The sequence below is a fragment of the Devosia sp. ZB163 genome (assembly GCF_028613635.1).
Lineage (GTDB): Bacteria > Pseudomonadota > Alphaproteobacteria > Rhizobiales > Devosiaceae > Devosia_A.
Window position 1 is genome coordinate 537,420 of record NZ_JAQRMY010000002.1, and the last position, 19,052, is coordinate 556,471.

Here is a 19,052-nt window from a genome sequence, read left to right on the forward strand (position 1 = left end):
CACTTCAGCGGTGCGCTGACAGAGTTGCTCTCCCTATCCAAGCTCGAGACTGAAATTAGCGTTCTGCTGGCTGGGAGGGGTAGCGAGAAGCTGCCTCTCGATGAACCCACAACAGGGGCAGGGGGCGGTCAGGGTTCGGACCTCGAGCGTGCCACCACGCTCGCGAAGGCGATCGAGATGCTCTACGGTTTTGGAACCGCACCGGGCCTCACCTACCTGGGCGGCGCCGACTTACTCTGGCATCCCGGCATCCTTGAAGCCGTCAAGGAAAGGCTGGCGAGGATCGACGGGAGCGTTACCGAATTGCTCGCCGCGCACCTCGAGGAGCTGCGGGCCGTCGCGACGGCGTTGGCGGCAAAGGAGTACCTCACGGGGGCCGAGGTCGCTGAGATCATTCGGGGTTCCAACGCACGGATGGCATCATGAACCGCATCGACGCGAACCCGGAGGATGAGGCTGTAAGTCGCTTACTGGAGTCAATCAACGAACTAAGTCATGTGGCTGAATTTGATGCCGCAACGTTGACAGAGGAACTCGCTGAGATCGTCGTCCGCCGTGTGACCTTCGAACAGCTTCGCAACCGGTTTGACGCGGGTCATCTGAAACGGCGTCGGACTTAAGTGCTCAATGTCGCCGCCGGAGGGAATCGAAGTATCGCACTTCCCGTGTCCGCAACGGATGACCGGCTGGCAAGCATGCCTTCTCGTCGATAATAGGCAGTTCGAAACTGCACGAGATACCTCGGCCGACTCAGAGTAGAGGGCCCTCACTTCTGGCGCGAAGCTCCTGTGCCGAGAAACGTGCGGCGACGGACCTGGGGAGGCTGTCGTCGCCGCGCGCGGCGGGCTTAGTGGGCCACGCCGGTGGTCGGGACTTCGAGGTTCTTGCGAACGATGTTGCCCAGGATCTGCATTACGGCCATCGAGGTTTCCCCATCGAGACCGTCGACGAGGAAGTCGGTGGTGCACATCATGGCTTCGAGACCGCCGGCATCGAGGCATTGGCGCAGCATGCGCTCTTCCTGAGCCGGGGTGTGGATGATCTCGGGCTTCTTAAGCAGGTAGGCGAGAGCCGCCTCGATGCCGTAGCAGCCCCAGTTGCTCATCATCACCGGCAGCACGATGTCGCAGGCGGTGGTGGTGCCCAAGAACTCGCCGCGCGGCATGGTCTTGACCACGGTGTCGTGGATGGCGCCGAAGCCGATTTCGTTGCCGTGATCGCCGATGCCGATCGTAAGGATGCCACGCTTGGTGGCTTCGGTGACGACCGCCGAGATGTCGATGATGCCGGTGGCACTCGGCGAGGACGGATCATAGAACGGAATGCCGGTGGCACTATGCAGAATGCCGTCTTTGCCCGGACCGATGCGCTCGGCGCTAATCAGAGCCTTGGGTTGGTACTTGTCGAGCAGGTCCTTGGCCCACTTCTGCACGTCGGTCTGGTTCCTGGGCGCATAGACAATGGTCGAGCCGAGGCGCTTGTCCTTGGCGTCCTCGAAGTGCTCCTTGACCATCAGGCCGAGGGCGTGGCTCGAGGCGACGACCGGACCGGCGTGGCACTCTTCGACCACATAGACCGGGACGGCGCCGAGGCCGCGATAGAGGGCGCGCGCGATGGCAGCCGCACCCGGAGGGCCGTCGCTCTCGCCGAACGGCATCTGCGGCGCATAGCCGGCACCGGTCAGCACCAGCACCGAGTCACCCTGGCCCACGTTTTCCCTCAGCTTTTCGGCGGCTACCATAGTGATCGGGCGGTCGCCCACGAGCTTGCGGGCGGCGGCGTACATCGGCGCCAGAACATTAATCGGCATGCCGCGGTTCTTCGCTTCGATGGTGCAGATCTTGTCTATGGCCTCGCCGGTAGTATCAGGCATTCGTCTCTCCGTTGATCTCGGCCACGCCGGGCTGCGCCGGGATGCCGCATCCACCAAGGACATCAGGTCTAGCCTATCACGAGAAGCAGCAATAAGGTTCAGAAGCGATGACCGTGGGTCATCGCCTTGATTGAGTCCCGGGAGTAAGGCCGCACTTTGCTCAAGACGTCGATGAGGTACTTTCTGGCGGTTGTACAGCACGGGTCGATCCGTGCGGCGGCCGAAGCCCTGCTGATCAACCAGTCCGCCATTAGTCGTCAGATCCAGAGTCTCGAAGAAGAATACGAGACGCCGCTCTTCGAGAGGCATGCCCGGGGGGTGCGCCTGACACCGGCCGGCGAGTTGGTGTTCGGCGCCATCCGGGAGATCGGCTTCACCTCGGACCGGGCGCGGTCCGAGATCAATGCGCTGCAGGGGCTCAAGCGCGGTCACATCAAGATGCATGTGATCGAATCCATGATTCAGCACGTGATCCCGAGCGTCATCGAGAAGTTCCACGATCAATTTCCGGGGGTGAACTTCGAGGTGATCATGACAGGCTCGGACGCGGTGGTGACCGCAGTGCGCAACGGCGAGTGCGACTTCGGCATAACCCTCTGCAACCACTCGCATCCGGGTGTCACCGCCATGTTCAGCATCGACTGTCGGCTGACGGCCATTATGCGGCCTGATCATCCACTGGCATCGCAGCGCAATCTTTCGGTCGGCAACCTCGTCACCTGGCCCGTCGGTGTGGCGACGCGGCCAACCGGCACGCGCCAATTCTTCGATGACGCATGCCGAACGCGGGGGGTGGACATCATCCCCAAGATCGAAACCAACTCGGTCGAACTGCTGCACCAGTTCGCATTGATGGAAGAAGCCGTGGTGGTCACCAGCGACCTGATGTTCGCCGCCTCCATCCGGTCGGGCAAGCTGCTCAAACGCCCGCTGGCCGAGACCGAACTCAACAACGGGCGCTTCGAAGTTTTGGTGATGACTGGGCGAAAGCCCACCGTCGCGGCCGAGCGCTTTCTGATGATGCTCGGGCGCGAACTTGAACGGCCCGTGGGTTGAACGCGAATAGTGCCTAAGGCCTACGCACCGACGTCGAATTCAAGGCAGCCAGTGATGACTCCTGCGCATCAGCCTGCTGCCAGCTTTGCGGCTACCGCGAGGCTGGGGGGCGATGCTGTAGTCACCAACGCCTGCTGAGCCGGGCAAAATGATCGAAGGATCATACAGGTTGCACCCGAACCTAGGACGGAAGTTTGGATGACTGAGAAAACGAAGTTGGTCAGTTTCAACCGACGCCAATTCATCAAGACCGCTGCGGCTGGCGCCACGCTCGCCGCGGCTGGCGGCTTCGGCGCCTTCCCCGCTATCGCGCAGTCGGCGCGAAACGATCTGCGCATTGGCCTGTGGGGCGGGGACTTCGGCAACCTGAGCCCGGTCATCCGCTGGGACATCTCCGCCGGCATAATTATGAACCACATCTATGATGGCCTCGTGCGCGTTAACTACGCCGAGCGCACCATCATGCCGTGGCTCGCCGAAGAGTGGACCAACCCTGATCCACTTACTTGGCGCGTCCGCCTCAAGGAAGGCGTCAAGTGGCACAAGGGCTTTGGTGAGTTCACCGCCGAGGACGTTGCGTATACCTGGCGCTACCACCTCGATACGTCGAGCTTCCAGGTCGGTACCGCGATCTTCCCGATCGACACCGTGACCGTCGACAGCAAGTACGTGCTCGAGGTCAAGACCAAGCTGCCCTTCGGCGCCTTCCCGGGCGTGACCATGGGCTATGGCGGCATGACCATTAGCCAGAACGCCCACAAGGAAATGGGTGATGGCGAGTATTCGGCCAATCCGATCGGCCACGGCCCCTATGTCTTCTCGGCTGGCCGCGGCAATGAGATCGAGCTTGCTAGGAACGCCGAGTACTGGCGTCCGGGCTTCCCCAAGCTCGACCATCTGCTCTACCGAGCCATCCCAGACTCGACCGTCCGCCTGCAGGCGCTGCAGAACGGCGAACTGGACTTCATCACCCACCCCGAGGCCCGTGAAGTGGCCGGCGTGCGGTCGAACGCGAATTTCAGCGTCACCTCCACCCCGGGCTGGAACTGGGACTATCAGCAGTTTAACCTGGTCGGCGGCAGCAACTCGCCCTACACCAACAAGCTGGTGCGTCAGGCGATCTCCTACGCGATCGACCGCGAGGCCATCGTCAACGAGATCTATGCCGGCGAAGCAACGGTCACCGACAACCAGATCCCGCCGGGTTTCCTCGGGCACAAGTCCTCGCTCGTCCGCTACCCCAAGAACGGAGATCTGTCTAAGGCCAAGGAGCTGATGGCGCAGGCAGGCGTATCGGGCTACGAAGTCGAGGTCATCACCTCCGACAAGGATTGGCTGCGGCGTGAACTCGAACTGGTGGCCGCGATGGTCAGCCAGATCGGCATCAACTACAAGATCCGCGGCCTCGACATCGGTGGCTTCAACAACCTCTGGCTCAACAAGAACTTCGACCAGACGCTCGAAGACATCACCATCGTGTCGCCCGATCCGGACGCGACCTCGTGGTGGTTCCTGCACTCGCGCGGCACGTCGGGCGCCCTCAACCTGCCGCAGATGGACGAGCTGCTCGATACCGCCCGCGGCGAGACCGACGTGGCCCGTCGTGCAGAGCTCTACGGCCAAGTCACCGATCTGACGCTCGAAGAGAACCCGAACATCTACCACTGCAACGTGAACTTCGTGCGTATCTTTGACGCGCGCCTGCAGGGCTTCGAGCCCACGCCGCAGGAGTTCAACGAGATGGTCGACGAAGTCAGCTGGGCCTGACGCACGTAGGTTCGGATACCACCAGGACCAGGAGCCACCATGTGGAGCTATCTCGTCAAGCGACTGATCCAGATGCCTCTGGTTCTGCTGGTGGTCACGATCACCATCTTCCTGATCATCCGGTTCACGCCGGGTGATCCCGTCCAGATCATGCTCGGCATGCAGACCTCGCCGGAGGCGGAGGCGGCCCTACGCGCCGAGTTCCGCCTCGATCAACCCTGGCACATGCAGTATCTGCTCTGGGTAGGCGATCTGTTGCAGGGCGATTTCGGTCGCTCCATCCGCATGAACACGCCGGTGCTGCAACTGCTGGCTGACCGTCTCCCCATCTCGCTGGCGCTGGCATTGAGCGCCATGATCTTCGCGGTGGTCGTCTCCATCCCGCTGGGTCTCATCGCAGCGCTCAAGCGCAACACCTGGATCGACTATCTCGCCACCGGCTACACGCTATTCGGTTTCGCCGTGCCCAACTTCGCGCTGGCGATGATCCTCATCTACGTCTTCTCGATCACGCTGAGTTGGTTCCCCATTACCGGCATCGGCTCGGGCGCCTCGACCGCGCCGGGCCTTTGGGGCGTGGTCCAGCCCTATGTGCTGCCGGCGGTCGCCCTGGGCACGCTGCAGACCGCGATCTTCACCCGTCTCCTCCGCTCGAGCATGATCGACGTGCTGGGGCAGGACTATATGCGCACGGCCAATGCCAAGGGGCTGCAGCCGCTGACCATCCTCCTCGTGCATGCACTCAAGAACGCGATGATCCCGTTCGTGACTATGCTCGCCATCCAGTTCGGCTACCTCATCGGCATCCAGGTCACGATCGAGCACATCTTCGCCATTCCTGGCATGGGCTCGGCGATCCTCTCGGCGGTGGTCAATCGCGACTTCCCGGTCATCCAGGGTTTCGTATTGGTGATCGCCGCCTTCTTCATGCTGGCCAACATCATCGCCGACATTCTCTACGGCATTATCGATCCCAGGATCCGCTACTGATGGCCTTTCACGACGCTTCCACGCCGGTAGCGGTTGAGCCGAACTACGACTCCGGCTTCCGCATGGCCATGCGCCAGCTGCTGCGCAACAAGGCAGCCGCAGCGGGTCTCTTCTGCCTGTTGCTCATCGTGTTCCTTGCGGTGTTCGCGCCCTGGATCATTCCCTATGACCCGACCCAGATCGCGCTCTCGTCCAAGCTCCATGGGCCGAGTTGGGAGCACTGGCTGGGCACCGATCATTTCGGCCGCGACGTGCTGGCCCGCATGGCCCATGGGGCGCGGGTCTCGCTCTCGGTGGGGCTCTCGACAGTGGCCTTCGCCGCCGCCTTCGGCGTGCCGATCGGACTGCTCTCGGGCTATGTCGGCGGCCGACTCGACAATGTGCTGATGCGTCTGATGGATGCGTTCCTGACCTTTCCGCCGCTGCTGCTCGGCGTCGCGATCGTCGGCCTCCTCGGCGCCGACCTCACCACCGTGACATTGGCCCTCGGCATCGTGCAGATCCCGGTGCTGGCCCGCGTGGTGCGATCGGCGACGCTGGTGGTGCGCGAGGAAACTTACATCACAGCGACCCGGGCGCTTGGTGCTGGCTCGTGGCGGCTCGTCTTCCAGCATGTGCTGCGCAACATCCTCTCGCCGCTGGTGGTGCAGATCACCATCGTCTTCTCCGCGGCCATCGTCGCCGAAGCGTCGCTGAGCTTTCTCGGCCTGGGTGTTCAGCCGCCCACGCCATCTTGGGGCCGCGACCTCGCTGAGGCGCGCCGTTTCATGGTGGATGCGCCCTGGATGTTCCTTGCGCCCACCGGCTTCATCATCGTGAGCGTCATGGCCATCAACTTCATGGGCGACAGCCTGCGGGACTCGCTGGATCCGCGTTCGTGGGTCCGCCGTGCGGTTACTTCCAGGGAGACGCCTCGTGCCTCTGCTGACCGTTAAGAACCTGAGGACGCGGTTCTCCACCGATCGCGGCACCGTGCGCGCCGTCGACGGCGTCTCCTTCGAGCTCGAAGAGGGCGAAGTGATGGGGCTGGTGGGCGAGAGCGGCAGCGGCAAGTCCATCACCGCCATGTCGATCATGCGGCTCATCAAGGAGCCGCCGGGCAGGATCGAAGCCGACGAGATCACCTTCGATGGCGTCGACTTGCTAGCGCTCACGCCGGCGCAGTTGCGCGACTACCGGGCGCGGCACATCTCGATGATTTTCCAGGATCCGATGCGGTCGCTGAACCCCGTGCTCACCATAGGCCGGCAGCTGATGGAAACGCTGCAGCGCCATCTTCGGATGAGTGCCCGCGATGCCCGCCGCAGGAGCATCGAACTGCTCGAAGTGGTCGGGATTCCGCGAGCCGAAAAGCGGCTCGACGAGTATCCGCATCAGTTCTCGGGCGGCATGCGGCAGCGGGTGATGATTGCCATCGCGCTCTCGTGTAATCCGCGCCTGCTGATCGCCGACGAGGCGACGACGGCGCTCGACGTCACCATCCAGGCGCAGATTATCGATCTCATTCGTCGTCTGCGCTCCGAAATGGGCACGGCGGTGATCTGGATCAGTCACGATCTCGGCCTCGTCGCGGGTCTCTGTGATAAAGTGAGCGTGATGTATGCCGGCCGCATCGTCGAAAGCGGCCCGGTGCGCGAAGTCTTCTACCGCCCAGCCCACGGCTACACGCTCGGTTTGATGAATTGCACGCCGCGCGTCGACGATATCGGCCACCGCCTGCGTCCCATTGAAGGCATGCCACCGAACCTGGCCGAACCGATGCCGCTCTGTCCGTTCCTGCCGCGCTGCGAAATGGCGGTCGCCGCCTGTCGTGAAAGCAAGCCCAGGCTCGAGACCATCGCTGAGGGTCACGTCGCGTCGTGCCATGCCAACCTCAGTGCCTATTGGCGCAAGGAGAAGGTGGCATGACCCAGGTTGTGCTGCTGTCGGCCGAAGGGCTGACCGTGAGTTTCCCCGGCCGCGCGCGGCCCTTCGCCAAGCCCGACGTCGTCCGCGCCGTCGATGGCGTCGACATCACCATCAAGCGGGGCCAGACCCTAGGCCTCGTCGGCGAATCCGGCTGCGGTAAGTCGACGACAGGCTATGCGCTGCTGCGGCTCAACAAGGGCACCGGCCGGGTGATGTTCGACGGCGTCGACCTCATGCTGTTGCCGCCGGAAAAGCTGCGCAGCATGCGCCGCCGCATCCAGATCATCTTCCAGGATGCCGCGGCCTCGCTCGACCCGCGTATGACCATCGGCGATCTCATCGCTGAGGCGCTGGACCTGCACAAGCTCCACACCGGCGGCAGCCGGCAACCGCGCGTGCGTGAACTGCTCGAACTGGTGGGCATTCCGCAGCGCTTCGCCGAACGCTATCCGCATGAACTCTCGGGCGGACAAGCGCAACGCATTGCCATCTGCCGCGCGCTGGCGGTGGAGCCCGACCTCATCATCTGCGACGAGGCGGTGTCGGCGCTCGATGTTTCGATCCAGGCGCAAATCCTCAACCTGCTGCAGGACCTGCAGCAGCGGCTGGGTCTATCCTTCCTCTTCATCTCGCACGACCTCTCGGTGGTGCGTCACATAAGCCACGAAGTGGCGGTCATGTATCTGGGCAAGATCGTCGAACAGGCACCGACCAGCCTGCTGTTCGAGAACCCGCGGCATCCCTACACCAAGGCATTGCTCTCGGCCGTCCCCGTGCCCGACCCTGATGTCGAGAAGGCGCGCGAACGCATCGTCCTAGCCGGCGACCTGCCCAATCCTGCCAATCCCCCTAGCGGTTGCCGCTTCCGCACCCGCTGCCCCGTCGCCCAATCCAAATGCGCCGAAACGCTGCCAACGCTGCATGAAATCGAGCAGCGGCACTCTGCCGCCTGCCTATTTGTCTAGGCGCGGTCGGTCCGCCCGCCAAGCTCACTATACCATTCGTCCTCTCACTCCCTGAGGTCTACTTCGGTTGACTTGTTGGCCGTCTGGGTTAGCCGTTAACCGAAACAGGGAGAGGGGCCGATGAGAAGGCCTTCCGCAGACTTCATTCAGCGCGAGGCCTCCGGCTGTGGGTGTGAGTCAGCGTACCAACCCCATTCGACCTTCACGGCTCGCGGAACCAATGCTGTGCTCAAAAGTTGAGCACGCGCGCGCGAAACGCGGCAACCGCCTGGGGCTCGATGAACGCATACCCTCCGACTATCACCAGCGACGCGTGGCTCGCCGCCATCGTCGAAGGTACGACCGATGCGATCGTCTCGAAGACGCTCGACGGCATCGTTACGTCCTGGAACGCAAGCGCGCAGCGGATCTTCGGCTACACTGCGGACGAGATGATCGGGCAGTCGATCCTGAAGCTGATCCCGCTGGACCGTCGCGATGAGGAGACGCTTATCCTCAGCCGCATTCGTCGTGGAGAGCGGTTGGAGCACTTCGAGACGAAGCGCCGGCGCAAAGACGGTTCGCCGATCGACATCTCCCTGACGGTCTCCCCGATTATGGACGACAAGGGGCGGATCGTTGGCGTCTCGAAGATCGCCCGCGACATCAGCGAAGAGCGAAGAGGTCGTGAGACCCAGCGACTGCTCATGCGTGAGGTGAACCATCGATCCAAGAATCTGCTGGCCGTCATCGAGGCGATGGTTCGCCAAACAGTCGATACGAGCACGCCCGTCGATTTCTCCCGCGCCATTTCCGGGCGCATCGCCGCGCTGTCCCTCACTCAGGACCTGATCGTCCGGGCGGATTGGCAAGGCGTCGATCTGAGAGAGCTGGTAATGGCGCATGCCGGCGTGATCGCCGCGATGGCGGAGGGGCGATACACCGTGACGGGCCCGGAGGTTCGGGTTTCGCCCAGTGCTGCGCAGGCCCTTGGTCTGGCACTGCACGAACTGTTCGTCGGATCGGCCCAACGGCTGTCGAGGTCGGAAAGCGGAGCCGTCGCTATCAGTTGGACGAGCGATCAGGACGGGCAGTCCCTTGCGCTCGGGTGGGCAGAAGAGCTCGACGACCCCGGCGGTGTGCCGACCACCAACGACGACTTCGCACGAACGATCCTTAGCAAGGTTGCTCCGATGTCGTTGAATGGGCTTGCGACGCTGAACTCGTCCGACCTTGGCTGGCGCTGGACCCTGACGACCAAGTCCGATTCTGCCTTTGGGCCGCAAATTGTCGACCCTCTTGGATTCCATGCGGGCTGAAAGGTTGTGCATTGGAGCCGAAGGTGACATCGTTGCCGTGCTCCAACGACGGGGCCATTCCAACCAGATGAAGATGATCGACGACGAGTTGGCGATAGCTGTTGCCGAAACCACGCCCGCTATGCTGTGGATGGGGGACGCTTCCGGTCGCTGCGTGTTCCTGAACGGTGCGCTGCGGCGGTTCTGGGGCGTCGATCCGGAGCGTCTCGACGAGTTCGACTGGACCTCGACGCTTCACCCCGATGACATCGAACTGCTGAGCAGGCCGTTCGGCGAGGCCATGGCCGCTCACACCCCGTTTGTCGTCGAGGCACGCTACAAGCGCGCCGATGGCGTCTACCGCATCATGCGCACAGAGGCGAACCCGAGGTTCGGCCGGGACGGTTCATTCCTCGGCATGACTGGGGTCAACACCGACGTGACCGAACAGCGCGACGCCGAGCAGCAGTCTCGATATCTGATGGGCGAACTCAACCATCGCACCAAGAACCTGATCACGGTGGTGATGGCGATCGCACGCGCCACCGCCCGTTCCACCGAGCCCGAGCGGTTCCTCGACGCCTTTTCCTCTCGGCTATCGGGTCTCGCTTCCAGCAATGACCTGCTGGTCGCAAAGGACTGGACGTCGGTGTCATTGCGAGATCTCGTTGCCGGTCAGTTCCAGACGATCTCGATGGAAGGCGATGGACGCATCGCCTTCGATGGGCCGGATATCTCGGTATGTCCGCAGCATGCGCAGACGCTGGGAATGGCGCTGCATGAGCTGGCAACCAACAGCCTGAAGCACGGAGCATTGGCGGAGCCAAGTGGGCGTCTGACCGTGACCTGGCGGGCCAAGGATCGAGACCGCTGGCGCATGGATTGGCGAGAGACCGTGTCGCGGCCTGTCGTCGCTCCGGAGCGAAAGGGGTTCGGGCACGTCGTCATGGTCGACATGGTCGAGCGCGCAGTGGACGGAAAAGTCGAACTGCGCTTCGAGCCGGACGGCGTAGTCTGGAGCCTCGAGGTCCGGCCTCCGGCCTGACTTATTGCTTGGGAACGATGGCACCGATGATGAGCAGGGCAAAAGCCACCCACGCCACACGCTCCACCGTCCAGAACCGCTCCTGAAAGGCGCGATCCTCGGAAATGTCCGGCTTCTGTGCAGTGGTGCGGGCCATGTGGGCAACCGTCAGGCGGCCTTCCGATTGGCTTCGGTGACGCCCAACTGCGAGAGCTTCTCGTCAGTCGCCACTTCTTCGGACAGCGTAGTGTCGAACAGCTTCATCGCATCGTTGAGGCCGAGATCCTTGGCCCAGGCTTTTAGGGTGCCATAGCGGGCGATCTCGTAGTGCTCGACGGCCTGTGCGGCCGCCACGAGGCCGGCGTCTAGGACAGGGGTGCCCTTGTACTCGTCCATGATCGTCTTGCCTTCTTCGAGGATGCCAAGGATAGCGTCGCAGGTCTTGCCGCGAGCCGGCTTGCCCAGCATCTCAAACACTTGCTCGAGGCGTTCGACGTGGACCTCGCTCTCCCTCAGATGGTGCTCGAAACCAGCTTTCAGAGCCGCGGATTCGGCCGCTTTCGCCATCTTCGGCAGCGCTTTCACGATCTGCCGTTCGGCGTAATAGATGTCCTTGAGGGTATCGAGGAAGAGGTCGTCGAGTGTCTTTTCCTGAGCCATGATTTCCTCCGTGGCCTGTTCGAAGTGCAGGCCGAACGTCCCGTCGAAGGCAGAGGTTCCGCCGCATGCGCCCAACGCCGTAGGGGGGAACGTTTCGCGGTCACGCTGATTGTTGGCAGCAGCAACGGGAGGCCACCATGGCGAGATCGACTTCGAAGAATTCAGCGACCTACGGCGATCAGCAGGTCCGCAGAGGCGCAGGCGGCGAGACGCATCAGGTGGCTGAAGAGGGCTATGACGTCCTCACCACGCAGCAGGGCATGCCGGTCAGCGACGACCAGAACACCTTGAAGCAAGGTGCTCGCGGGCCGTCCCTGATCGAGGACGCCCACTTTCGCGAGAAGATATTTCACTTCGATCACGAACGGATCCCTGAGCGGGTTGTGCACGCCCGTGGCTACGGCGCGCACGGCTTCTTCGAGACCTACGAGCCGCTGACCGATCTGACGCGCGCCGACCTGTTCCAGCGGGCAGGGGAGAAGACGCCAGTTTTCGTCAGGTTCTCGACTGTAGCCGGCAACAAGGGTTCGTTCGACCTGGCCCGCGATGTGCGGGGCTTCGCCGTCAAGTTCTACACCCAGGAGGGCAATTGGGACTTGGTCGGCAACAACATCCCGGTGTTCTTCATCCAGGACGCCATCAAGTTTCCAGACGTCGTCCACTCCGTGAAGGATGAGCCTGATCGGGCCTTTCCGCAGGCGGCGAGCGCCCACGACAACTTCTGGGACTTCATTTCGCTGACGCCCGAGTCGATGCACATGATCATGTGGGTCATGTCGGACCGGGCCATACCTCGCTCCTTCCGCTTCATGCAGGGTTTTGGCGTCCACACGTTCCGGCTGGTCAACGCCAAGGGCAAGGCGAGCTTCGTCAAGTTCATCTGGAAGCCCAAGCTCGGCATGCAGTCGGTCGTCTGGAACGAGGCGGTCAAGATCAACGGCGCCGACCCCGACTTCCACCGTCGCGACCTGTGGAACGCGATCCAGATGGGCGATTTCCCCGAGTGGGAACTTTGCCTCCAGAGCTTCGACCAGAAATTCGCCGACAGCTTCGACTTCGACGTGCTCGACCCTACCAAGCTGATCCCCGAGGAAATCCTGCCGGCGAGGCCGGTCGGCCGGCTGGTGCTCGACCGCATGCCGGAGAATTTCTTCGCCGAGACCGAGCAGGTCGCGTTCATGACCCAGAACATCGTACCGGGCATCGATTTCTCGAACGATCCCCTCTTGCAGGGACGGAACTTCTCTTACCTCGATACGCAGCTGAAGCGGCTCGGTGGACCCAACTTCACCCACCTGCCGATCAATGCGCCGAAGTGCCCGTTCAACCATTTCCAGCAGGACGGCCACATGGCCTTCCACAATCCCCGTGGCCGGGCGAACTACGAGCCCAATTCCTGGGGCACCGAGATCGGCGGACCGCGCGAGACTGAAGCCGGGTTCCGTTCGATCGAGGAGGAGCCCGAGGGCAACAAGCAGCGCATCCGGCCGGAAAGCTTTGCCGACCACTACAGCCAGGCTCGCCAGTTCTACCTGAGCCAGACGCTGGTCGAGCAGCGCCACATCGGCGAGGCGCTTGTGTTCGAGCTGAGCAAGGTCGAGACGCCGGCGATCAGGGAGCGTCTCGTTTCGCACCTGATCAATATTGATGCCGACCTGGCGCAGACAGTCGCCGATGGGCTGGGGCTGCGGGCCTTGCCGAAGGCGGCGACGCCGATGGTCGAGCCGCGCGACGATCTGCCGACGTCCGATGCGCTCAGCATCCTCAAGAACGCTCCCGGCACCTTCAAGGGTCGCAAGCTGGGCGTGCTCATCACTGATGGAGTCGATGCCAGCCTGATCGATGCGCTGAAGCAGGCGGTCGATGCGGAAGGCGCGGTGATGGAGCTGGTGGCACCGACCGTGGGAGGCGTCGAAGCCAGTGACGGCACGCTCATTGCCGCCCACCACAAGATCGACGGCGGTCCTTCGGTTGTATTCGACGCCGTGGCGATCCTCGCCGGTGAGGAAGGAGCGCTGGGCCTCCTGAAGCTGCCACCAGCAAGGGACTTCGTCGCCGATGCCTATGCCCACTACAAGTTCGTCGCCTTCACCGAGCCGGCTGAAAAGCTCTTCGCCAAGGCCGGACTGCCCGAGGACCTCGACGACGGCTTTTTTCCGCTGGGCAACGCCAGTGACGTCAAGGCGTTCATCGCTGCCTGTCGCGACCTGCGGTTCTGGGACCGCGCGGACGGCGCTTAATCCGATTCACCAAGGAGATAGCCATGTCTTCTACCAAGCATGAAAAGCCCAATCCCAAGGGCGACAAGCCGAGCAAGGAAAGCCCGAACGAGCCAGCAACCGGCTCCAAGGATGATCGCAAGGTATCCGACCCGCACCCCGACACCGAGGAGGGATATGGCCGCGCCACCGAAGTGCCCATGACGGGGTTGTAGCCGGGGAGGGTCTGCGATGAACCAGATTACGCCGCTCATGGCCTCGCCGCGGTTCGGTCCACTGATCGCTGGCAACACGACTACATTCAGGCTGTGGGCACCGTCGCTGCCCTCGGCGGACCTCATCATCGACGGTCGCCCCGCACAAGCAATGCGGAAGGCCGCAGACGGGTTCTTCACCGTCGATGTGGAGGATGCGGGGCCGGGCACTCGCTATATGTTCCGTTCGGGCGAACTGTCCTTCCCAGACATTGCCTCACGCCAGCAGGCCCAGGACGCGGATGACTGGAGCGTCGTCCGTGCGCCGCTGGCGCCGGGTCGATCGACTACGGTGCGGCCATGGCACGAAGCGGTGATATGCGTTGGAGCGGCGACGCCGGAGGGCACGTTCGCCGCCCTGTCCGAGAAGCTCGAGCACTTCCGCGATGCCGGCTTCACTTGCCTCGAGATCATGCCGGTAAACGAGTTCCCCGGCGACAGGAACTGGGGCTATGACGGGACACTGATCTTCGCGCCCGAACATGCTTACGGATCACCCGAGGACCTTCGAGCACTTGTGGATCGTGCCCATGAGTTGGGCCTCTCGATGGTTCTCGACGTCGTCTACAACCACTTCGGTGAGGCACACAATTTTCTTCCTCGCTATGCCCCTGAGTGGTTCAGGAAAGACGAGACTACGCCCTGGGGGCCAGCAATCAATTTCGACGAGCCGATGGTGCGGCAGTTCTACTGCGAGAATACGGCCATGTGGCTCTCGGAGTACGACTTCGATGGGCTGCGCTTCGACAGCGTCCATGAGGTCAAGACAGGAAGCCGGGATGTCGTCCTGACCGAGATCGCACGCGCTGCCAAAGCGGTGAAGCCCGACTGCCAACTGATCATCGAGAACGTCCGCAATTCTTTCCGCTGGCTTGAGCGCGATGGCAACAACAAGCCCATTCAGTACCTGGCGCAGTGGAACGACGACATGCACCATGTCCTCGCCTAGCTCGTCACGGGCGAGGCGAAGAAGACCGGCTATGACGATCCCGGCAAGGACCCCTACGCCGACCTCGAGAAGGCGCTGGCGAACGGGTTCGTTCACGATCCGACCGAAGGCGACGAAAGCGACGGTCGCACGAGGGGAGGGGCGGCGGCAAAGCTCCCGCCCGACAGCTTCATCACCTACATCGAGAACCACGACCAGATCGGCAACCGAGCGGACTCTATGCGCCTTTCTGCCCGCATCAGTCCGGAGAAGTTGGACTTCCTGCATTTCATCAAGTTTCTCGCGCCGCAAATTCCGCTCTGCTTCATGGGCGACGAAGCCAACCTCACCAGCGGATTCCCTTTCTTCTTCGACCTGCCGGAGGACGTGGCCAGGTCCAAGGCCGACGACCGCTACGAGCAGATGCGCGAGATGTTCGGCGAGGAGGTGAAGGAAGGCGACCTTCCTGAACCGAACGATTCGGAGGCCTTCCTCATGGCGAAGTTGCCATGGGACGACTATCGCGACCTCCCCGAGCGCCGCTCGGCTCTCGAACGTTTCCGCACGCTCGCCCATTGGCGGCGGGAGAGACTATGGCCGCTTGCAGCAACGCCGTGCCTCGAGGCAAGGACCGTTCGCCACGGCACCTGCCTGATCGTCACATGGCAGTTCGAGGCGGGAACACTGTCCATCGCGCTGAACCCAACGGCGGCGCCTGCCGATCTTGCCTGCATGGTGTGCGCAGAGCCGGTCGCGACGGGCGAGTTCTCCCAGCACGGCGATGTCCTGCGACTGGGGCCTTGGTCGGCCGTCTCGTGGTAAACGGGGCGGCCTGAGGCCGCCCCTCCTGATTACATGACGGGTTTACCGCCGGTAACGGCAATGGTGGCGCCGGAAATGTAGCTCGCTTCGTCGCTCGCCAGCATCACGTATGGAGGAGCCAGTTCCACCGGCTGTGCTGGCCGCTTGAATGGCACCTGCTTGCCAAACTCGGCAACGTTCGACGCCGGCAGGCTGGCAGGCCCGAGTGGCGTCCAGACGGGGCCAGGCGCAACGGTGTTGACGCGGATACCCTCCTTGGCGAGCAACTGGCACAGCCCAGCACTGAAGTTCTGGATGGCGCCCTTGGTCACCGCATAGGCGAGCAGTTCCGGGCTCGGTTCGTCGGCTTGCTTGGACGCCGTGTTGATGATCGACGAACCCGACTTCATGTGCGGCACTGCGGCTTTGGTGATGTAGAACATCGCCGAGATGTTCACCGCCATGGTCGTCTCCCATTCCTCGTCGGGGATTTCCTCTAGGCTTTCGAAATAGGACTGGTGCGCCGCGTTGTTCACCAGCACGTCGATCCTGCCGAACGCATCCACGGTCTTCGCAACGAGGTCACGGCAATGCTCGGGAGCGGCGATATCGCCGGGAAGCAGTAGGCATTGGCGACCGTCTGCCTCGATGACCCGCTTCACATCCTCAGCGTCTTCATGCTCGTTGAGATAGGAGATGGCGACGTCAGCGCCCTCCCTGGCGAAGGCGATCGCTACGGCCCGGCCGATGCCGGAATCGGCCCCGGTGATCAGAGCCTTCTTGCCCTTGAGGCGCCCGTTGCCACGATAGGTCTCCTCGCCATGATCAGGCACCGGGTCCATCTTGCTGGCGAGCCCGGGGTAGGGCTGCTGCTGCTCGGGGAACGGCGGCTTGGGATATTCCTTCTGCATTACGACACATCTCCGTTGGGACAAGAGGTACAACTCGAGGCCGCCGGATGAGTTCACCGTAGCCATTGCTTGCCCACGGGCTCGTTCCCGAGGCGGCACGGGATGGCTGCGGATCAGGCCACGGCCCGCCACTGGCTAAGCTGTTGACTGCGATCGTCGAGCACACGTTCCGCAGCAATGAAGACGTCAAAGCGCACCCTCCCGGGCCGCCTGCCAGATCGTCGCTACCTCGGGCCTAAAGCCCAGGCTCTGCGCTAGGGTCCCGTCCAAGACGCCCGACCAGGGATTGGCGAGCGGTGCTGTGCTCGGCTGCATCGGAGCACCAGCCAATTTGCACAGATCGAGTATCGTCATCGGCGCCTCGTCCACCGTATTGACGGTTCTTCCGTCCAACGCGCCGGTTAGTGCCATCTTCACGAAAGAGGCTATGTCGCGGTGATGGATCAGGCTCAGGCGGTTGGCTGGATGCAGTTTCAGGATCTTGGCGAGATGTGGAATTTGGTCCAAATGCCCGTCGCCGTCCCCATAGACGAAACCAAACCTGAGCACCGACCAGTTGAGCCCGCTCTCGCGCAAAATCCTCTCTGCCGCGACCTTGCTCGCGGGATAGTCGCGCTCCGGTGCAACCTCATCGCCTTCCAGCGAGGGCCTAACGCTGTCCTTGTTGTAGACTAGGCCCGTGCTCGCCATGATGAACCGTGCACCGGGTGCATGGTCTTTGACCGCTGCGACCAGATTACGAGTGCCTTCGACATTAACGGCCCACGTGCGTTCGGGGTCGGGCGCACGCAGTACCGCAGCAAGGTGGACGACGGCATCAACCCCTTTCACGGCGAGGGCCAACGACGAAGGGTCGAGCACATCGCCCTCAACCGCCACCGCCCCTGGCGGTACAGTATTCCCTGACCGGACCAGGACGCGGCAGTCGAGTCCGGCGTCGATTAGCCGAGGGAGAAGGCGAGTGCCGACAAGGCCGCTGCCTCCCGTCACGAAGATGCTCATGATTTCTTTCCGACTTTCAGAACGTTGTTCAATCGTTCGGTGCCCGTCCGCAGCACACGGACAACCGTTGCAAGATCTTCTTCGGGCGTGCCCTCGAAGGCGATTGCACGCATAAGCGCGATGGGGTCAGGAAGAGTGTCCCAAAGGGCCCGCCCGGTTGTCGTGATCGACAAGAGTTTCTGACGCTGGTCTTCGGGGGCGGTCGATTGCTCGACAAGGCCCTTGCGAACGAGCGCCGAAACCACCCCGCTAAGTGTGGGTTTCTCAACCTGCAAGAGATCTAGAAGATGGCGTTGGGCCATCGGCCCTTCGTGAACCAGGTGCCACAGCACATACCACTGGGTCGAGCCAAGGTCATATGGCCGCAACGCGGCCTCCATGGCGGAGCGGGCCGCGAGATGGAATCTCTTCACCCAGGCGCCAGCCGAGTCATAGCTCATGTCACCATCCATATGGTACGGTACCGAACCCATATCGTTTGGTAGCGAACTATGTCAAGTCGCCTCGCCATGATCGCTATTGTGCTGAGCTGCGGAGTGAGGACCGCCACTCAGGCGACCGACAAAATCGTATGAGTTTGTGCTCTTCATGCCGCTCGCGCGGTTCGTCTCGAGGGGGCAGGTCGAGTGCCTACGAGGTCGACGATGGCGGATTTGGCCTTACGGTCTCCATGAGAAAAGCCCGCCCTGTTGGGACACAGACGCGGGCTGGTTCGGGCGATTTCGGCCGCTTCAATGCTTTGGGGGCTAGTCCACGGCCGCCGAACGTCCGGGACCATGGGGCGTGGCGCGTGATGGCCGCGTTAGTGGTTGCGGTTACAGGGCACGCCGGCGTGCATCACGGGGATGTGTCCCGCGTTACCATGGCGAACCCGGCTCCCTTCACTCACGTCGCCAATCAAAGCAAGGCCAAGAATCTCGACGAGTGAAGGACAGAAAAATGTACAAAGTCACGAGCGCCATTGGGGTGCTGACCGCACTTGCCTTCCCTTTGGTCGCAACCGCCCAGGACACCCCGCAACAACCTCCGCCCGGATGAGCAGGAGCCAGCTCCCGGCCAGGCCGAGCCGACACCCACAGAGCCGACGCCCACTGAGCCGACCGCTCCGGCCGAGGCAGATTCGGTGACAACACGGATTGCAGTGCACCCCCCGAGCAGCAGGCTCAGATCCGGACCGACATAACGGCGCTCAAGGTCGCGCCGGTCACCTCGATTTTGCCGTCGACGTCGGTGTAGTCGTCCCGAGCACGGTTGTGCTTCAGCCGCTGCCAGCCAGTATCATCACGCTTGTGCCCCGGTGGGCGGGCTTCCTGTTCTTCGTACTGGCAGACGGCCGGATCGTGGTGGTCGAACCGGCGGGTCTCAAGGTCGTCGCCGTCGTCACGGCATAGTCAACCAATGTCCAGTCGACTGGCGT

General features: G+C 62.7%; 21 protein-coding genes. 15 read left to right on the forward strand and 6 right to left on the reverse strand.

The annotated features are described in order from the left end of the window. The first annotated feature begins 24 nt into the window (after positions 1 to 24). Together PRN20_RS10790 and PRN20_RS10795 are read left to right on the forward strand one after the other, a co-directional pair. The gene (locus tag PRN20_RS10790; RefSeq protein ID WP_273957355.1) at positions 25 to 426 is read left to right on the forward strand and encodes a hypothetical protein; all 402 of its coding nucleotides are present in this window, start codon (positions 25 to 27) and stop codon (positions 424 to 426) included. Further along, positions 423 to 620: a hypothetical protein gene (locus PRN20_RS10795; RefSeq protein ID WP_273957356.1), complete on the forward strand. Its 198-nt coding sequence runs from the start codon at positions 423 to 425 to the stop codon at positions 618 to 620. The genes PRN20_RS10790 and PRN20_RS10795 overlap by 4 nt, the downstream gene beginning before the upstream one ends. Before the next feature lie 227 nt (positions 621 to 847). On the opposite strand, the gene PRN20_RS10800 is transcribed toward PRN20_RS10795, so the two are convergent. Then, positions 848 to 1,873, reverse strand: a complete 1,026-nt coding sequence (locus PRN20_RS10800; RefSeq protein ID WP_273957357.1) for a glutamate cyclase domain-containing protein — start codon at positions 1,871 to 1,873, stop codon at positions 848 to 850. A 171-nt stretch (positions 1,874 to 2,044) separates the two neighbouring features. Between PRN20_RS10800 and PRN20_RS10805 the strand changes: the two genes are divergently transcribed. The 8 genes from PRN20_RS10805 to PRN20_RS10840 all read left to right on the forward strand — a co-directional run bounded on the left by PRN20_RS10805 (position 2,045) and on the right by PRN20_RS10840 (position 10,881). Continuing rightward, positions 2,045 to 2,929 (forward strand): LysR family transcriptional regulator, encoded by an 885-nt coding sequence (locus PRN20_RS10805; protein ID WP_273957358.1) that lies wholly within the window; start codon positions 2,045 to 2,047, stop codon positions 2,927 to 2,929. 198 nt (positions 2,930 to 3,127) lie between these two features. Then, positions 3,128 to 4,696: an ABC transporter substrate-binding protein gene (locus PRN20_RS10810; RefSeq protein ID WP_273957359.1), complete on the forward strand. Its 1,569-nt coding sequence runs from the start codon at positions 3,128 to 3,130 to the stop codon at positions 4,694 to 4,696. A gap of 39 nt (positions 4,697 to 4,735) precedes the next feature. Then, a complete protein-coding gene (locus tag PRN20_RS10815; protein ID WP_273957360.1) occupies positions 4,736 to 5,686 on the forward strand; it encodes an ABC transporter permease in 951 nt (316 codons plus the stop codon). Next, on the forward strand, positions 5,686 to 6,621 hold the full coding sequence (locus PRN20_RS10820) for an ABC transporter permease (protein WP_273957361.1): 936 nt from the start codon (positions 5,686 to 5,688) through the stop codon (positions 6,619 to 6,621). Before PRN20_RS10815 ends, PRN20_RS10820 begins: the two co-directional genes overlap by 1 nt. Then, positions 6,602 to 7,594, forward strand: coding sequence for an ABC transporter ATP-binding protein (locus PRN20_RS10825; protein WP_273957362.1), 993 nt, complete (start codon positions 6,602 to 6,604; stop codon positions 7,592 to 7,594). Before PRN20_RS10820 ends, PRN20_RS10825 begins: the two co-directional genes overlap by 20 nt. Continuing rightward, complete coding sequence (locus tag PRN20_RS10830) at positions 7,591 to 8,559, forward strand: ABC transporter ATP-binding protein (protein ID WP_273957363.1); 969 nt, start codon at positions 7,591 to 7,593, stop codon at positions 8,557 to 8,559. The genes PRN20_RS10825 and PRN20_RS10830 overlap by 4 nt, the downstream gene beginning before the upstream one ends. Positions 8,560 to 8,837: 278 nt before the next feature. Continuing rightward, complete coding sequence (locus tag PRN20_RS10835; RefSeq protein WP_273957364.1) at positions 8,838 to 9,857, forward strand: PAS domain S-box protein; 1,020 nt, start codon at positions 8,838 to 8,840, stop codon at positions 9,855 to 9,857. A 37-nt stretch (positions 9,858 to 9,894) separates the two neighbouring features. After that, positions 9,895 to 10,881, forward strand: coding sequence for an HWE histidine kinase domain-containing protein (locus PRN20_RS10840; RefSeq protein WP_273957365.1), 987 nt, complete (start codon positions 9,895 to 9,897; stop codon positions 10,879 to 10,881). Position 10,882: 1 nt separating this feature from the next. Here PRN20_RS10840 and PRN20_RS10845 read toward each other — a convergent pair whose 3' ends face one another. Together PRN20_RS10845 and PRN20_RS10850 are read right to left on the reverse strand one after the other, a co-directional pair. After that, positions 10,883 to 11,017, reverse strand: coding sequence for a hypothetical protein (locus PRN20_RS10845; protein ID WP_273957366.1), 135 nt, complete (start codon positions 11,015 to 11,017; stop codon positions 10,883 to 10,885). 11 nt (positions 11,018 to 11,028) lie between these two features. Beyond that, the gene (locus PRN20_RS10850; protein ID WP_273957367.1) at positions 11,029 to 11,520 is read right to left on the reverse strand and encodes a YciE/YciF ferroxidase family protein; all 492 of its coding nucleotides are present in this window, start codon (positions 11,518 to 11,520) and stop codon (positions 11,029 to 11,031) included. Positions 11,521 to 11,657: 137 nt separating this feature from the next. On the opposite strand from PRN20_RS10850, the gene PRN20_RS10855 reads away from it, so the two are divergent. The 4 genes from PRN20_RS10855 (at position 11,658) to PRN20_RS10870 (ending at position 15,743) form a co-directional block, all read left to right on the forward strand. Next, positions 11,658 to 13,760: a catalase gene (locus PRN20_RS10855; protein ID WP_273957368.1), complete on the forward strand. Its 2,103-nt coding sequence runs from the start codon at positions 11,658 to 11,660 to the stop codon at positions 13,758 to 13,760. 23 nt (positions 13,761 to 13,783) lie between these two features. Continuing rightward, positions 13,784 to 13,954: a hypothetical protein gene (locus tag PRN20_RS10860; RefSeq protein WP_273957369.1), complete on the forward strand. Its 171-nt coding sequence runs from the start codon at positions 13,784 to 13,786 to the stop codon at positions 13,952 to 13,954. A 16-nt stretch (positions 13,955 to 13,970) separates the two neighbouring features. Further along, positions 13,971 to 14,942 carry an alpha-amylase family glycosyl hydrolase gene (locus tag PRN20_RS10865; RefSeq protein WP_273957370.1) on the forward strand — a complete coding sequence of 324 codons (972 nt, stop codon included), beginning with the start codon at positions 13,971 to 13,973 and terminating at the stop codon, positions 14,940 to 14,942. 219 nt (positions 14,943 to 15,161) lie between these two features. Then, positions 15,162 to 15,743 (forward strand): DUF3459 domain-containing protein, encoded by a 582-nt coding sequence (locus PRN20_RS10870; RefSeq protein ID WP_273957371.1) that lies wholly within the window; start codon positions 15,162 to 15,164, stop codon positions 15,741 to 15,743. Between the two features lie 29 nt (positions 15,744 to 15,772). Here the strand turns inward: PRN20_RS10870 and PRN20_RS10875 are convergent, their stop codons facing one another. The 3 genes from PRN20_RS10875 to PRN20_RS10885 form a co-directional block, all read right to left on the reverse strand. Continuing rightward, positions 15,773 to 16,633, reverse strand: a complete 861-nt coding sequence (locus PRN20_RS10875; protein WP_273957372.1) for an SDR family oxidoreductase — start codon at positions 16,631 to 16,633, stop codon at positions 15,773 to 15,775. A gap of 186 nt (positions 16,634 to 16,819) precedes the next feature. Beyond that, positions 16,820 to 17,635 carry an NAD-dependent epimerase/dehydratase family protein gene (locus PRN20_RS10880; RefSeq protein ID WP_273957373.1) on the reverse strand — a complete coding sequence of 272 codons (816 nt, stop codon included), beginning with the start codon at positions 17,633 to 17,635 and terminating at the stop codon, positions 16,820 to 16,822. Beyond that, positions 17,632 to 18,075 carry a MarR family winged helix-turn-helix transcriptional regulator gene (locus PRN20_RS10885; RefSeq protein WP_273957374.1) on the reverse strand — a complete coding sequence of 148 codons (444 nt, stop codon included), beginning with the start codon at positions 18,073 to 18,075 and terminating at the stop codon, positions 17,632 to 17,634. Before PRN20_RS10885 ends, PRN20_RS10880 begins: the two co-directional genes overlap by 4 nt. Positions 18,076 to 18,771: 696 nt before the next feature. On the opposite strand from PRN20_RS10885, the gene PRN20_RS22865 reads away from it, so the two are divergent. Then, complete coding sequence (locus PRN20_RS22865) at positions 18,772 to 19,026, forward strand: DUF1236 domain-containing protein (RefSeq protein WP_443112549.1); 255 nt, start codon at positions 18,772 to 18,774, stop codon at positions 19,024 to 19,026. Positions 19,027 to 19,052 lie beyond the last annotated feature (26 nt).